This is a genomic window from Actinomycetospora succinea (genome assembly GCF_004363095.1).
Taxonomy (GTDB): domain Bacteria; phylum Actinomycetota; class Actinomycetes; order Mycobacteriales; family Pseudonocardiaceae; genus Actinomycetospora; species Actinomycetospora succinea.
On record NZ_SNYO01000004.1, the window covers coordinates 118,658 to 133,552 of the forward strand.

14 protein-coding genes and 1 tRNA gene are annotated in these 14,895 nt (G+C 74.8%); 12 read left to right on the forward strand and 3 right to left on the reverse strand.

Annotated features, from left to right (window positions below; genetic code table 11):
• The first annotated feature begins 37 nt into the window (after positions 1-37).
• The 7 genes from eno (at position 38) to EV188_RS15700 (ending at position 5,531) form a co-directional block, all read left to right on the forward strand.
• A complete protein-coding gene (gene eno / locus EV188_RS15670) occupies positions 38-1,324 on the forward strand; it encodes a phosphopyruvate hydratase (protein ID WP_133827233.1) in 1,287 nt (428 codons plus the stop codon).
• A 5-nt stretch (positions 1,325-1,329) separates the two neighbouring features.
• On the forward strand, positions 1,330-1,995 hold the full coding sequence (locus EV188_RS15675; RefSeq protein WP_243741740.1) for an FtsB family cell division protein: 666 nt from the start codon (positions 1,330-1,332) through the stop codon (positions 1,993-1,995).
• Positions 1,992-2,522, forward strand: coding sequence for a DUF501 domain-containing protein (locus EV188_RS15680; RefSeq protein WP_133827234.1), 531 nt, complete (start codon positions 1,992-1,994; stop codon positions 2,520-2,522). The genes EV188_RS15675 and EV188_RS15680 overlap by 4 nt, the downstream gene beginning before the upstream one ends.
• A 421-nt stretch (positions 2,523-2,943) precedes the next feature.
• Entirely contained in the window at positions 2,944-3,918 is a 975-nt protein-coding gene (locus EV188_RS15685; RefSeq protein ID WP_133827235.1) for a Ppx/GppA phosphatase family protein, read from the forward strand.
• Between the two features lie 7 nt (positions 3,919-3,925).
• Positions 3,926-4,564 (forward strand): hypothetical protein, encoded by a 639-nt coding sequence (locus tag EV188_RS15690; protein ID WP_133827236.1) that lies wholly within the window; start codon positions 3,926-3,928, stop codon positions 4,562-4,564.
• Positions 4,548-5,339: a uracil-DNA glycosylase gene (locus tag EV188_RS15695; RefSeq protein WP_133827237.1), complete on the forward strand. Its 792-nt coding sequence runs from the start codon at positions 4,548-4,550 to the stop codon at positions 5,337-5,339. The genes EV188_RS15690 and EV188_RS15695 overlap by 17 nt, the downstream gene beginning before the upstream one ends.
• Before the next feature lie 118 nt (positions 5,340-5,457).
• Positions 5,458-5,531: transfer RNA gene (locus tag EV188_RS15700), tRNA-Leu, on the forward strand.
• On the opposite strand, the gene EV188_RS15705 is transcribed toward EV188_RS15700, so the two are convergent.
• Positions 5,491-6,408: a sulfite exporter TauE/SafE family protein gene (locus tag EV188_RS15705; RefSeq protein WP_243741795.1), complete on the reverse strand. Its 918-nt coding sequence runs from the start codon at positions 6,406-6,408 to the stop codon at positions 5,491-5,493. The two genes, EV188_RS15700 and EV188_RS15705, sit on opposite strands and share 41 nt — an antisense overlap.
• Positions 6,409-6,475: 67 nt before the next feature.
• Here EV188_RS15705 and EV188_RS15710 point away from each other — a divergent pair, with 67 nt between their 5' ends.
• From EV188_RS15710 to EV188_RS15720, 3 genes are all read left to right on the forward strand, one after another.
• Positions 6,476-6,988 (forward strand): CGNR zinc finger domain-containing protein, encoded by a 513-nt coding sequence (locus EV188_RS15710; protein ID WP_133827238.1) that lies wholly within the window; start codon positions 6,476-6,478, stop codon positions 6,986-6,988.
• A gap of 328 nt (positions 6,989-7,316) precedes the next feature.
• Positions 7,317-8,180: a PIG-L deacetylase family protein gene (locus tag EV188_RS15715; RefSeq protein WP_166659915.1), complete on the forward strand. Its 864-nt coding sequence runs from the start codon at positions 7,317-7,319 to the stop codon at positions 8,178-8,180.
• Positions 8,181-8,316: 136 nt separating this feature from the next.
• Positions 8,317-10,572, forward strand: a complete 2,256-nt coding sequence (locus EV188_RS15720) for a GAF domain-containing SpoIIE family protein phosphatase (protein WP_166659916.1) — start codon at positions 8,317-8,319, stop codon at positions 10,570-10,572.
• An 86-nt stretch (positions 10,573-10,658) separates the two neighbouring features.
• Here EV188_RS15720 and EV188_RS15725 read toward each other — a convergent pair whose 3' ends face one another.
• Positions 10,659-10,895 carry an antitoxin gene (locus EV188_RS15725; RefSeq protein ID WP_243741796.1) on the reverse strand — a complete coding sequence of 79 codons (237 nt, stop codon included), beginning with the start codon at positions 10,893-10,895 and terminating at the stop codon, positions 10,659-10,661.
• 303 nt (positions 10,896-11,198) lie between these two features.
• Between EV188_RS15725 and EV188_RS15730 the strand changes: the two genes are divergently transcribed.
• Positions 11,199-12,020: a Bax inhibitor-1/YccA family protein gene (locus EV188_RS15730; RefSeq protein WP_133827241.1), complete on the forward strand. Its 822-nt coding sequence runs from the start codon at positions 11,199-11,201 to the stop codon at positions 12,018-12,020.
• A gap of 78 nt (positions 12,021-12,098) precedes the next feature.
• Here the strand turns inward: EV188_RS15730 and EV188_RS15735 are convergent, their stop codons facing one another.
• Positions 12,099-13,343 carry an acetyl-CoA C-acetyltransferase gene (locus EV188_RS15735; RefSeq protein ID WP_133827242.1) on the reverse strand — a complete coding sequence of 415 codons (1,245 nt, stop codon included), beginning with the start codon at positions 13,341-13,343 and terminating at the stop codon, positions 12,099-12,101.
• A gap of 127 nt (positions 13,344-13,470) precedes the next feature.
• Between EV188_RS15735 and EV188_RS15740 the strand changes: the two genes are divergently transcribed.
• Complete coding sequence (locus tag EV188_RS15740; RefSeq protein WP_133827243.1) at positions 13,471-14,874, forward strand: cystathionine beta-synthase; 1,404 nt, start codon at positions 13,471-13,473, stop codon at positions 14,872-14,874.
• The last annotated feature ends 21 nt before the right edge of the window (positions 14,875-14,895 follow it).

Below are 14,895 nucleotides of genomic sequence, written 5' to 3' on the forward strand. Positions count from 1 at the left end.
GCGCGGCGAGACGATCCATCGTTCGGAGGCATGGTCCGTGGCGGTCATCGAGCAGGTCGGCGCGCGGGAGATCCTCGACTCGCGGGGCACACCCACGGTCGAGGTCGAGGTGGCGCTCGACGACGGCACGCTGACCCGCGCCGCGGTGCCCTCCGGGGCGTCGACGGGCGAGCACGAGGCCGTCGAGCTGCGTGACGGCGACGACTCCCGCTACCTCGGCAAGGGCGTCGAGCGCGCCGTGGCCGGCGTCCTCGACGAGATCGGCCCCGGCCTCGTCGGCATCGACGCCGCCGAGCAGCGCGTCGTCGACCAGAAGCTCATCGACCTCGACGGCACGCCGGACAAGTCGCGCCTGGGCGCCAACGCGCTGCTCGGCGTGTCGCTGGCCGTGGCCCGCGCCGCCGCGGAGTCCGCCGAGCTCGACCTCTTCCGCTACGTCGGCGGCCCGAACGCCCACGTGCTGCCGGTGCCGATGATGAACATCCTCAACGGCGGCGCCCACGCCGACTCGGGCGTCGACGTCCAGGAGTTCATGATCGCGCCGATCGGCGCGGAGTCGTTCCGCGAGGCCCTGCGCTGGGGCGCGGAGGTCTACCAGTCGCTGAAGAAGGTGCTGAAGAAGCAGGGCCTGTCGACGGGCCTGGGCGACGAGGGCGGCTTCGCGCCGTCGCTGCCCAACAACCGCGAGGCGCTCGACCTCATCGTCGCCGCGATCCGCGACGCCGGGTACACGCCGGGCCGGGACATCGTGCTGGCCCTCGACGTCGCCGCGAGCGAGTTCTTCAAGAACGGCGTCTACACCTTCGAGGGCGAGACCCGCAGCGCCGCCCAGATGAGCTCGTACTACGGCGAGCTGCTCGACGCGTACCCACTGGTCAGCATCGAGGACCCGCTCTCCGAGGACGACTGGGAGGGCTGGACGAAGCTCACCGGCGACATCGGCGACCGCATCCAGATCGTCGGCGACGACCTGTTCGTCACCAACATCGAGCGCCTCGAGGAGGGCATCGAGCGCCGCGCGGCGAACGCCCTGCTCGTCAAGGTCAACCAGATCGGCACGCTCTCGGAGACGCTCGACGCGGTCAGCCTCGCCCAGCAGTACGGCTACCGCTGCATGATGAGCCACCGCTCCGGCGAGACCGAGGACACGACGATCGCCGACCTCGCCGTCGCCACCAACTGCGGGCAGATCAAGACCGGCGCGACGGCCCGCTCCGAGCGCGTCGCGAAGTACAACCAGCTCCTGCGCATCGAGGAGGCCCTCGGCGACGCCGCGCGCTACGCCGGCGACCTGGCCTTCCCGCGCTTCGACCCGGACGCCTGAGCGGCGTGCCCGCCGACCGCAGCACCTCCGACGGCGAGGGCCCGGCCGACCGTTCGTCGGGTCGGTCCGGGACGTCGCGCGGACGCGGTCGGCGGGGCGCGACGCCGGCGAAGCGCACCACGGGCGCGTCGTCGCCGACGCGCTCGCGCACCCGCGCCCGCCAGGGACCCCGGCGCGACCCGCAGCGCGTCGTGCGGCGGCGTCCGCTGCGCGTCCCCACCGGCACGGCCGCCGCGGCCGCGCGCGCCCGTCGCGCCGCCCAGGCCACCGGGGGCGCGCTCGGGCTCTCGACGGCACGCCGCGCCGCGGTGCTCGCCGTCGTCGTGTGCGCGGTGGCGCTGACGGTCGCGGTGCCGCTGCGCAACTACGTCACCCAGCGCCACGAGCTGGCCGCCGTCGCCGCCGAGCAGGAGCGCCTCGCCGGCGACGTCCGCACGCTGACCGACGAGCGCGCCGCCCTGCGCGACCCCGCCCACGTCGAGGCCCTGGCCCGCGAGCGCCTCGGCTACGCGCGGCCGGGCGAGGTCCCGTACCGCGTGCAGCTGCCGGGCGACGCCGGCCGGCCCCGCGACCCCCGCGACACCGACCCACGTGCCGGGCTCCCGCCCGCCGAGGCCGAGCTGCCCTGGTACGCCCGCGTCGCGCGGACGACCCTGGGCACCACCCCGTGAGCGAGCCGGGCGACCTGCCGACCGACGCCGACCGCGACGCCGTCGCCGCGCAGATCGGCCGGCGTCCCCGCGGGCTGCGCCGCGTCGCGCACCGCTGTCCGTGCGGGCTGCCCGACGTCGTCGAGACCGCGCCGCGCCTCGAGGACGGCACCCCGTTCCCGACGCTCTACTACGCGACGTGCCCGCGCCTGACCTCGCGGATCGGCACGCTCGAGGCCGACGGGCTCATGCGCGAGCAGACCGAGCGGCTCGCCACCGACGCCGACTTCGCCGCCCGCTACGCGAAGGCGCACGCCGACTACCTCGCCGAGCGCGACGCGATCGAGTCGCTGGGCACCGACGTCAGCGCCGGCGGCATGCCCGAGCGGGTGAAGTGCCTGCACGTCCACGTCGCCCACACGCTGGCCCGCGGTTCCGGCGTGAACCCCGCGGGCGACGAGGCGCTCGACGCGCTCGACGCCTGGTGGCAGGCCGGGCCGTGCGTCGGCCCCGGATCCGACGCAGCACGCGCCGACCCCTCGGGCTGACGTCCGCAGCCCCACACGGCGACGCCGGGGCCGGGGCGGGAGGCACGCACCGTGGCGAGCGCGCCACGGAACGGTGGCGCTGCCCCCTGGCCCGGTCACGACCCCCGTCCCAGATTGATCGTGGCCGTCCGGCAGACCAGACTGGAGGAGCCGGTTCCCCCGACCGGCGCAGCGTGACGGTGCGGACGGCCCGCCGCGCGACCGGGCGACGACCCGCCGCATGGCGCCCTCTCGAGGCTGCCCGACGGGTGGTTCGCCCGCGGACCGGTCGCCGGACGGCCCCTCCCGCCGGGGGCGTCCGGCGACCGGTCCGACACGCCGCGTCACCGGGTGCCCCCCGCGCACGGCACGGACCCGGGGACGTCAGTAGCGTCGTCTCCAGCCCGGTCCACCGGGGAGGCGTCTGGTGCAGGGAGCGCCCATGCCACGGGTCGCGGCCGTCGACTGCGGGACCAACTCGATCCGCCTGCTGGTGGCCGACGTGACGGTCCGCGAGGACGGCTCGGCATGGTTGCGCGACGTCCACCGGGAGATGCGCATCAACCGCCTCGGCCAGGGCGTCGACGCCACCGGCCGCCTCGCCCCGGAGTCGCTCGCACGGACGCGCGAGGCCATGAACGCGTACGCCGAGATGCTGCGCCGCCACGGCGTCGCGGTCGGCCCCGACACGGTGCGGGTCTGCGCGACCTCGGCGACGCGCGACGCGGAGAACCGCGAGGAGTTCTTCGGCGCGGTCCGGGAGGTGATCGGGGTCGACGCCGAGGTGATCACCGGTGACGAGGAGGCGCGGCTGTCGTTCGCCGGCGCCGTCGCCGACCTCGACCCCGACGAGGGCCCGTTCGTCGTCGCCGACGTCGGCGGCGGCTCCACCGAGCTCGTCACCGGGACCTGGGACGCCGTGAACGCCGAGATCACCGGGGCCCGCTCCACCGACGTGGGCTGCGTGCGGCTGACCGAGAAGTTCCTGCACGACGACCCGCCGAGCGCCGCACAGACCGCCGAGGCCGAGGAGTTCACGCGCGCCACGCTCGCGCCGGCGTTCACCGAGGTCGCGGTCGGCGACGTCCAGACCTGGGTGGCCGTCGCGGGCACGGCGACCACGCTCGCCGCCGTCGCGATGGACCTGCGCACCTACGACCCCGAGCGCATCCACCTCTCGCGCCTCGGCCTCGACGACGTGCGGGCCACCGCCCGGCGCCTCGAGGGGATGCCGCGCGACGAGCGGGCCGCGCTCGGGCCGATGCACCCGGGCCGCGTCGACGTCATCGGCGGCGGGTCGCTGGTGATGCGGGTGCTCGCCGACGAGCTGGCCGAGCGCGCCGACATCACGGAGCTGGTGATCTCCGAGCACGACATCCTCGACGGGATCGCGCGGGCGCTCGCCGCCCGCTGGTGACGGCCTGATGACGGCCCAGCCCGCGTACCCGCCCGGGGCGGGGGTGCTGCCGCTCGCGGCGCTGGTGCTGGCCCGGCGCGTGCGGGCGCTGGTGGCCGTCACCGTCGTCAACACGACGGTCCTGGCGGTCGCCGCCTGGCTGATCGGGAACGGTCCGACGCTGCCGAGCGTGGCCGCCTTCGCCGCGCACCTCGCGATCTCGCTCGGCGCCGCGCTGCCGGTGCGCTGGCAGTTCGCGGGCGACCCGGCGCGCCGCGAGCACCGCGCCGTGCGCGCGATGACCGTGTCGTTCGTGATCCTCGCGGTGTACAGCGCGGTCGACGCCGTCGTGGACGCGCTCGCGCCGGCCCGGCCGGGGGAGACGCTCGTCGGCGGCGTCCTCGGCCTCCTCGCGGCCGTCGCGCTGCCGGTGCTGGTGGCGCTGGACGCGCGGACCTCGCGCGCGGAGGGCGCGGACCGCGACCCGAGGGTCCGCCCCGCCGCCCCGCCGGTGCTGGTGGTGGCGCTGTGCGCGGTCCTGGTCGCGGCCTCCGGCGTCGACCTGCTCGCGAGCACCGTCGTCGCCCCGTCGATCGCGGCGCCCGCGGTGTCGGCGGTCGTGGCGGTGCTCGCCGCACGGGAGGCCTGGGGTGCCTGGTACCGCTGACACCGACCCGGCCACCGTGCCCGACCTGGCCGCCCTCGACACCGCCGTCGCCGACTGCCGCGCCTGCCCGCGGCTCGTCGCGTGGCGCGAGGAGGTCGCGGCGACCAAGCGCGCCGCGTTCCGCGACGAGACCTACTGGGGTCGCCCGGTGCCGGGCTTCGGCGCGACCGACGCCCGGCTGCTGATCGTGGGCCTGGCGCCGGCGGCGCACGGGGCGAACCGGACCGGGCGGATGTTCACCGGCGACCGCAGCGGCGACGTCCTCTACGCGGCCCTGCACGCGGTGGGGCTGGCGTCGCAGCCGACGTCGGTCGCGATCGGCGACGGCCTGGAGCTCTTCGGGACCCGCATCACCGCCCCGGTGCGCTGCGCCCCGCCCGAGAACAAGCCGACGCCCGCCGAGCGCGACACCTGCCGGCCGTGGCTCGCCCGCGAGCTCGCGCTGCTGCGCGACACCGTGCGCGCCGTCGTCGTGCTCGGCGGCTTCGGGTGGCAGGCCCTGCTGCCCGTGCTGGCGACGCCGGACCCGGCGGGCGGGCACCCCGGCTGGGTGGTCCCCAGGCCGCGCCCGGCCTTCGGCCACGCCGCGCACGTGACGCTCGCGCCGGCCGACCCGGCGGCCGCGGCCCCGCTCGAGCTCTTCGGCTGCTACCACGTGAGCCAGCAGAACACCTTCACCGGACGCCTCACCCCGGCGATGCTCGAGGACGTCCTCGCGGCCGCCGCCACGTCCGCCGGCCTGGATCCCCGCCCTCCCCGAGACGACCACAGCTAGGCTGCCCAGCGGTTCCGGCAGCCGCCACGGTGTCGGGACCACTGGACGCGGCGCCGCAGGCCTGCAGGTCGGGCGACGAAGGAGTCCGAGCTGCCGGTTCGGCTTGCCGCGACTCCTGGCCCCTGTAGCCCAATCGGCAGAGGCAGGCGACTTAAAATCGCCGCAGTGTGGGTTCGAACCCCACCGGGGGCACTGGTCGTCGCCGGTCAGCGGCCGGCTGCCGGCGGCGGGCGAGGAGCAGGATCTCGCGTGCGCCCATGGCGAGGGCGAAGCCGGCGAACGCGACGCCGAGGACGACGCCGTCGAGCGCCAGGGCGAGGAGTGCTCCGCCGGCGGCTCCGGGGACGGCTCCGAGGCCGACGTAGCCGCTGATGCGCGGTGAAGCGGTGCCCCGGCGTAGGTGGACGACGGCTCCGACGACCGAGTTGGGGACGAACAGCAGCAGGGACGTCCCGGCGGCGGTGTGCAGGTCGGCGCCGAAGAGCACGACGAGCGCGGGGACGGCGAGCAGTCCGCCGCCGAGACCGAGAGCCGCGGCCCAGGCCCCGATGACGATCCCGGCGACCACGGTGACCGGGACGACGAACCAGAGGCTCGCCAGCAGCGCGGGAGAGACCGCGGCCCGGCCGGCGAGCGGGTCGAGGCCGGCGGCGTCGAGGGAGAGCTTGGCCGCGGTCACGAGGACGACGACGATGAACAGCAGCCGCAGGACGCGATCGGGCAATCGGGAGACGATGTCGGCGCCGAAGAACCCGCCGATGATGCCACCGATGATCAGCCCGGTTCCGGCTCGGAGGTCGACCGCCCCGCCGGCGAGGGCGTAGACCGCGGCTCCGATCACGCAGACGGCGATGTTGGCGGTGGTCGCGGTGCCGTGCGCCACCGCGCGGGGTAGGCGCGCGAAGCGGTCGAGGCGGGGACGAAGAGCACGCCGCTGCCTCCGCCGAACAGTCCACTGACCGCACCGCCGACGAGTCCGATGCTCGCGGCCCCCACGGTTCCCAGGGGGCTGTCGGTGGCGTGCTCGCCGCTGGCGTCCATGGGTCCTCCTCGCCGACTCTGTAACCATCACCCGCGTTGTCGAGATTACACAGCTGGTAACCTGCCCGCAGCTCGGGCCGGTTACAGTGGGACCCGTGACCGCCGTGCCTCATGTGCCCACCTCCTGGCTGGTGGAGCTGGTGAACGGGTACGGCAGCCGGCCCCGTGCGGCCGCCGCCAGGACCGACGAGCCGTATCCCGACCTCGGCCCCCTGGTCGACCTGCCCGGGGCGACCACGCTCGGCGAGCGGGGGCTGGTCGACCTCGCCGACCGCCTGTGGCTCCTCTTCGCCTCGACGGACCCGTCCGAGAGGGCGACGGTCATGAACGACCTCCTGGTCCGTTCGCGACTCACCCCGTACCTCGATCACGAGGCCCGGACCTGCTGGTCGACATCAGTGACCGCGCCCGACGAGCTCCTGGCCGCCGGCTGCGCGACGACCCTGATGGAGGTCCTCGCCCACGGGGGCTGGCGCCGTCTCGGGACCTGTGAGGGCGAGGACTGCCAGGACGCCCACCTCGACCTGCCCGGACGCAGCCGCCGGTACTGCTCCACCACGTGTCTCAACCGCGCCCGCGTCCGCGCCTACCGGGCACGCCGGCGCTGAGGCGGACCCGACCTCTCTGGCCACCTCGCGCCGGAGCCCGCGCGACGGGGCTACGCACCCCGCCGGAGCAACACCGCGCGCGAGGTCCCCCGTCCACCCCGGGTGGTCGTCGCAGAGTCACCGTCGGCACACCGGCAGGACGCCCCTTCGTCACCCGCCCGTCGCAGTGGTCGTGCGGAGAACGGTTCCCCACGCGGGCCGGGACGGAGCTCCGCCGGGAGTCCTGACCGCTCGGGCACCCCGGACGGACCGCTCGACGCCGACCCCGCGGAGCTGCTCCGAACGGGCGAGAAGATCAGCGACACTTTCCTCGAGGGAGGTGAGCGTCGTGGCTGACCAGGTGGACCTGTCGGGTCGGATCCCCGCTCCCGGGGACGCCCGCCCACCGTGGCGCGAGCTCGAGGGGCTGCGCCCGCTGACGTTGCGCGCGTGCCGGCGGCTCGTCGTCGTCGCCCCGCACCCGCGCGACGAGATCCGCGCGGCCGGCGGGCTGCTGCGCCGTCTCGCCGCGCGGCACGCCTCGGTCGACGTCCTCGCGCTCACCGACGGTCCCGGTCGCACGTGCACGCCGCCGGAGGGCCTGGCGCTGCCCGCCGCCGAGCCCGACCGTCCGCTCGGCGATCTCGTGGTGCGCCCCGACGACCTCGCGGACCCGGACACGCTGGCCTCGGTGCTGGCGCGTCTCGACGAGGCCGCGGACGACGACCCGGTCGCGGAGTCGCCGGGCGACGCCGAGGAGGCCGCCCTCGACGAGGCGTACGAGGCGCTGGGCGTCGCGGAGGTCCGCCGGCACCGCCTCGGGCTGCCCGACGCGGGCCTCGCCGGGCGCGAGGCCGACGTCGTCGCCGCCCTGAGCGAGATCGTCGGCTTCGTCGAGGACCCGCACGGGCTGTGCGTGCTGGCGCCGTGGTCCGGCGACGGCGACGACGACCACGAGGCCGCCGGGCGCGCCGCGGAGATCGTGTGCGCCGCGTACCGCGTCCGCCTCGTCCGGTGGCTCGACCAGGCCTGGAGCTGGGCCGGTCCGGAGTCCGCGGAGGTGCCGTGGCGGCGGGCGCGCCAGCTCGCGCTGTCGGAGACGGTGCAAGCTCGTAAACTGGCGGCCAGCGCAGCGTTCGGTGGCCGTCCCGGACGCGACCGCGAACTGCCCGACGGCTCGGCCCCTGGTCCCCGCGAGGTCTTCCTGGTGTGAGCACGTCTCCCGTCGCCCGTCCGGGTGTCTCCCTACCCTCTGTTTCGCCCGCCCGGTCGGCGCGTCGCGACGACGTGCCCTCGTCCGGGCGTCACACCCGGACCGGTCACCGGGTGGGGCCGATAGGCTCCGTCACGTGACGGGCTGGACGAACGGCGACCACGGCGAGGTGGCGACGGACCTCTCCGGGCCGGCCCCCGACCTGGGTGCCGACTACGCGGCGGAGGCGCAGCGCGTCCGTGACGCCGTGGCCCCGCCGAGCGGGCTGAACCAGACGGACCTGCCGCAGGTCCTGCACACCGCGCCGGCGGCCGTCGCGCTCATCGACCTCGGTCAGGGTCTCGTCACCTACGCCAACGACTCCGCGTCCGGGCTCACCGGGGGCCGCGCCACCCTCCCGCTCGACATCGACGCGTGGAGCGAGGCGGCGGGGCTCACCGACCTGTCCGGGCGCCCGATGCGCGACACGGCGTCCCCGCTCTCGCGCGTCGCGCAGGGCATCCCGGTCTCCGGCGAGCCCGTCGCGGTGTCCGACGCCGCCCGCCGCGGCTCCTACGCCTCCGAGGAGGAGCGCGAGGAGGCCGAGGGGCGGCTGCTGTGGGTCACCGGCTTCCCGCTCTCGGAGGCGGTGAACGCCGACCAGCGCCGCCTCGCCCTGGTGGTGTTCCTGCAGCTCTCGGGCGCGGGCGCGCAGCGTCACCTCGAGATGGTGCGCGACCGCGCGGTGGTGGCCACCGAGCTGTCGTTCACGATCTCCGACCCGGCGCGCGAGCAGAACCCGCTGGTGTGGGTCAACCCGGCGTTCACCCGCCTCACCGGCTACGAGCTCGACGAGGTGATGGGCCGCAACTGCCGCTTCCTGCAGGGCCCGAACACCGACCCCGCCTCGATCTCGCGCATCCGCACGGCGCTCGACGAGGAGCGCGCGATCACCGAGGTGCTCCTCAACTACCGCCGCGACGGCACCGCCTTCTGGAACCAGGTGTCGATCACGCCGGTGCTCGACGGCGGCGGACGCGTCGTCAACTTCGTCGGCGTCCAGTCCGACGTCACCGAGCGCGTGATGGTCGAGAACGAGCGCCGCGCGGCGCTCGCCGCCGCCGAGGAGACCCGTGAGCAGCTGCGGCTGCTCACCGAGTCGACGCAGGCGATGTCGGCGAGCCTCGACACCACCGGCGTCGCGGAGGCGCTCGCCGGCATCGTCGTGCCCGCCATGGCCGACTTCTGCTGCGTCGACCTGCTCGAGGAGTCCGACGGGACGTCCTCGGTGCGTCGCGCGGCGGTCAACCACCGCGACGAGTCGAAGACCGACGAGGTGCGCGAGCTCGGCCGCTGGGTCAGCCCCACCGACGACGGCCGCGACCCGATCGGCGAGGCCCTCTCGACCGGCACCCCGTCGCTGCTGGCCGAGCTGCCTGTGCGCCCGGCGGGCATCGCCGACCAGCCCGACCTGCTGCGGCGCTACGAGGCGCTGCGGCCCCGGTCGGCGATCGTCGTCCCGCTGCGGGCCCGCGGCCAGGTCCTCGGGTCGCTGACGCTGGGCACCGAGCTGCCCTACGGCCGCCGCTACGCGCAGCGCGACCTCTACCTCGCCGCCGACCTCGCCGCGCGCGCCGGCCTCGCCCTCGACAACGCGCGGCTCTACGCCCGCGAGCACGGGGCGGCCGAGACGCTGCAGCGCAGCCTGCTGCCCGCCGTGCCCGAGATGCCGGGCATGTCGATCGCCTCGCGCTACCTGGCCGCCACCGACGGCGCCCAGGTCGGCGGCGACTGGTACGACATGCTCGCCCTGCCCGACGGCGCCGTGGGCCTCGCCGTCGGCGACGTCGTCGGCCACGACCTGCGCGCCGCCGCCGCGATGGGCGAGCTGCGCGGGGTGCTGCGCTCCTACGCGTGGGAGGGCCTCGGTCCCGCCACCGTCGTCGACCGCTGCGACGACGTCGTCCAGGGTCTCGGGATGGCCGCGATGGCCACCGCCGTCTACGCGCGCTTCGAGCGTGGTGAGGGCGGCGGCTGGCTGCTGCGCTACTCCAACGCCGGGCACCCCCCGCCGCTGCTGCGCCGCGCGGACGGCACGGTCGAGCTGCTCACGGGCAACCTGTCGCCGCTGATCGGGGCGACCCGGGCGATCACCCGCGAGGAGACCTCGGTGCGCTGCGGGAAGGGCGACCTGCTCGTCCTGCACACCGACGGCCTCATCGAGGCGCCCGGCGCCGACCCGGACGACCGAACGCAGCTCATCGCCGACACCCTCGCCGCCCAGGCGGCCGACATGCCCGTCGAGGAGCTGTGCGACCGGCTGCTCGGCATGCTCGGCGTCGACGGGCTCCGCGACGACGCGGTGCTGCTCGCGATCCGCATCGAGGGCGAGGACGGGCCGGCGCCGGTCTAGCCGCCCCGGGACGCACGACGGCCCGGCCCCGCGGGGCGGGACCGGGCCGTGCTGTCGTGCTCTGTCGTGCTCTGTCGTGCCGGGCCTCAGGGGCGCGGGGGCTCCTCGCCCGGCGGGGGCGGCGGGGGCGCCTGGCCCTCCTGGCCCTCCTGTCCGCCGTGCAGGAACTCCTTGGCCTTCTCCCCGGCCTGGTCGACCTGCTCCTCGTGGCCGAAGCGCTGCCCGACGAAGTCGGCGCCCTTGTCCACGAAGCCGTCGGCCTTCTCGGGGTTCTCCCCGGCCCAGTCCTTGGCCTGGTCCGCCATCTTGCCGAAGTCCACCATCGACACCCCTCCTCGTCGCTGGTTGCGAGGTTGCGTCCGCAGCATGCCCCGTCCCGTCGCGGGCCGACACCTCCGACCCGGGCGGGTGCCTCCGATCGGGCGGATAGACTTCCTGACGGACCCCAGGACGGGGCGAAGCGGACACGCTGCGTTCACGACCCATCCGGTAAAGTTCTGTTTACCGAGACGGGAACCGATTCACCCGGCCCATCGTTGGACCGGGTGGACGAACACAGTCCGCGGCCGACCCGGCCGATGACGACCCGCCATCGGTGCCGGCTCCGCGTTGGAGGAGGACCAGAGGTGCGCACCAGCAGCAACCCGGCGTTCCGCAACCTGCCCACCTCTCCGGGTGGGTATGCGCGGTTCGGCGACGCCCCGGCCGGCATGGCCGGCGCCGGCGGCATGTTCGGCGGGGGCGGCAGCCCCATGCCGACCGCGGCGGCGGACGACCGTCCGCTCACCGTGGACGACGTGGTCCAGAAGACCGCGCTCAACGTGGTGCTCGCCCTCGCGGTCGGCGTGGCCACCGCGTGGAGCGGCATCTACGCGCTCGGGCTCCTCGGCTTCGTGGTCGGGCTGGTCCTCGCGCTGATCATCATCTTCAAGCAGAGCACCAACAAGTGGCTGGTGCTCGGCTACTCGGCCTTCGAGGGCATGGCGCTCGGTGCGATCACCGGCGTCTTCCAGAACATGGCGACCTCGCCCAGCGGGTCGAGCTTCGCCGGCATCGGCGTGCAGGCCGTCCTCGGCACGCTCGGCGTGTTCATCGGCATGCTCGTCGTCTACAAGACCGGCGCGATCCGCGTCACCCCGCGCCTCACCAAGATGGTCATCGGTGCGGCGATCGGCGTGATCGTGCTGATGCTGGCCAACCTCGTCGGGAGCTTCTTCGTCCCCGGCGGTCTGGGCCTGCGCGACGGCGGCGCCCTCGCGATCATCTTCAGCCTGGTCTGCATCGCCATCGGCGCCTTCATGCTGATGCTCGACTTCGACCAGGCCGACCAGGCGGTCAAGGCCGGCGTCCCCGCGCGCTTCGCGTGGTACCTCGCCTTCGGCTTCATGACCACGCTGGTCTGGCTCTACATCGAGATCCTGCGCCTGCTGAGCTACTTCCGACAGTAGTGGCCCACGAGTAGGGCGCTGCCCGAGACGACGGCCCCTTCCGGGAACGATCCGGGAGGGGCCGCCGCACGTCCGGGGTCAGTTCAGGCGCTCGAGCACCATCGCCATGCCCTGCCCGCCGCCGACGCACATGGTCTCGAGGCCCAGGGTGGCGTCGCGAGTGCGCAGGCCGTTGATCAGCGTTGTGGCGATGCGCGCGCCGGTCATGCCGAACGGGTGCCCGACGGCGATCGAGCCGCCGTGCACGTTCAGCTTCGCCTCCATGTCCTCGTCGCTCATCCCGAGGCCGCGGGCGGACGGGATGACCTGGGCGGCGAAGGCCTCGTTGATCTCGACGAGGTCGACGTCGGCGATGCCGAGACCCGCGCGGGCCAGCGCGCGGGCCGAGGCCTCGATCGGCCCGAGGCCCATGATCTCGGGGGACAGCGCGCTGACGGCCGTCGACACGATCCGCGCCAGCGGGGCGATGCCCAGGGCGTCGGCGCGCTCCCGGGACATGACCACGAGCGCGGCGGCCCCGTCGTTGAGCGGGCACGCGTTGCCCGCGGTGATGCGGCCGTCGGGGCGGAAGACGGGCTTGAGGTCGGCGAGCGCCTCGTACGTGGTGCTCGGGCGCGGGCTGTCGTCGTGCTCCATGACCGAGCCGTCGGCCAGGCGCACCGGCGTGATCTCGCGCGCCCAGAACCCCGACTCCTGCGCCCGCGCCGCGTTCAGCTGGCTGCGCAGCGCGAAGCGGTCCATCTCCTCGCGGGTGACGCCCTCGGCGAGCGCGACGTTCTCGGCGGTCTGCCCCATCGCGATGTAGGGGTCGGGGTAGAGGCCGTCGGCGCGGGGGTCGTGCCACTCGGTGGCGCCGGCCGCGGCGACGTCGGCCGTGCGCTGCTCGGCGTCGGCGAACAGCGGGTTGTGGGTGTCGGGCCAGGAGTCGGAGTTGCCCTTCTCGAACCGCGACACCGTCTCGACGCCCGCGGCGAGGAAGACGTCGCCCTCCCCGGCGCGGATGGCGTGGGCGGCCATGCGCGCGGTCTGCAGCGACGACGAGCAGTAGCGGGTGATCGTCGCACCCGGCAGCGTGTCGAGGCCGAGCTCGACGGCCACGATCCGCGCGAGGTTGAAGCCCTGCTCGCCGCCGGGCAGGCCGCAGCCGAGCAGGAGGTCCTCGATCTCGGCGGGGTCCAGCGCCGGGACGGCGTCCAGGGCGGCGCGCACCACCTGCGCGGTGAGGTCGTCCGGGCGCGTCGCGGCCAGCGAGCCCTTGCGGGCGCGGCCGATGGGCGAGCGGACGGCGGACACGATGACGGCCTCGCGGGCTGGGTCGACCATGCCGCCGACCCTACGACCGCGCGGCGGGCCCGTCGTCGGGGCGAGTCGGCGCGCATCGACCCGGTGATCCGCCGCACGTCCGCGGGGGCGAGCGGCGAACGAGGCCGTCAGCCCGGAAGATGGTGGTATGCGCTACGTCGAGCACGTCGCCGACCTCGTCGGGAACACCCCGCTGGTCCGTCTCAACCACGTGGTGCCGACGGGCCCGGACGCGCCCCTGGTGCTCGCCAAGGTCGAGTACTTCAACCCCGGCGGCAGCGTGAAGGACCGCATCGCCGAGAAGATGATCGACGCGGCCGAGGCGTCCGGCGAGCTCAAGCCCGGCGGCACGATCGTGGAGCCGACGTCGGGCAACACCGGCATCGGGCTGGCGATCATCGCCCAGCAGCGCGGCTACCACTGCATCTTCGTGGTGCCCGACAAGGTCAGCGTCGCGAAGCAGGACGCGCTGCGGGCCTACGGCGCCGAGGTCGTCGTGTGCCCCGCGGCCGTCGAGCCGGAGAGCCCCGAGTCGTACTACTCGGTCTCCGACCGGCTCGCCCGCGAGACCGAGGGCGGCTGGAAGCCCAACCAGTACCAGAACCCCGCGAACCCGGCCTCGCACGTCGCCAGCACCGGCCCGGAGATCTGGGAGCAGACCGAGGGCCGCATCACCCACTTCGTCGCCGGCGTCGGCACCGGCGGCACGATCTCGGGCACCGGGCACTTCCTCAAGGACATCTCGGACGGCCGGGTGAAGATCGTCGGCGCCGACCCCGTCGGCTCGGTCTACTCCGGCGGCGACGGCCGGCCCTACCTCGTCGAGGGCGTCGGCGAGGACTTCTGGCCCTCGACCTACGACCGCGACATCTGCGACGAGATCGTCGCGGTGCCCGACGGCGAGTCCTTCCACATGACCCGGCGGCTCGCGCGCGAGGAGGCGCTGCTGGTCGGCGGCTCGTGCGGGATGGCGGTGTGCGCGGCGGCGGAGGTGGCCGCGTCCGCCGGGCCGGACGACGTCATCGTCGTCCTGCTGCCCGACGGCGGCCGGGGCTACCTGTCCACGGTCTTCAACGACCAGTGGATGTCCTCGTACGGCTTCCTCGCCATGGACACCGGCGAGTGGACCGTCGGCGACGTCCTGCGCCGCAAGGACGGCTCGATCCCCGACCTCGTGCACGGCCACCCCAGCGAGACCGTCGCCGACGCCGTGTCGATCATGCGCGAGTTCGGCGTCTCGCAGATGCCGATCGTGCGCGCGGAACCGCCGGTCATGGCCGCGGAGGTCCGGGGCGCGGTGACCGTGCGCGACCTGCTGGACAAGGTCTTCAACAACGAGGCCTCGCTCACCGACCCCGTCGAGCGCCACCTCTCGAAGCCGCTGCCGAGCCTCGGCAGCGCCGAGCCGATCTCGAAGGCGGTCGAGGCGCTGCGCGGCGGCGACGGCGCGCTGGTGGTCGTCGACGGGCGCCCCGCGGGCATCGTGACCCGCGCCGACATCCTCGCGTTCCTGGCCACCGGCAGCCGCTACGACGTCGGTGGACCGGCGTGACGACGGTGTGCCTAGGGTGGA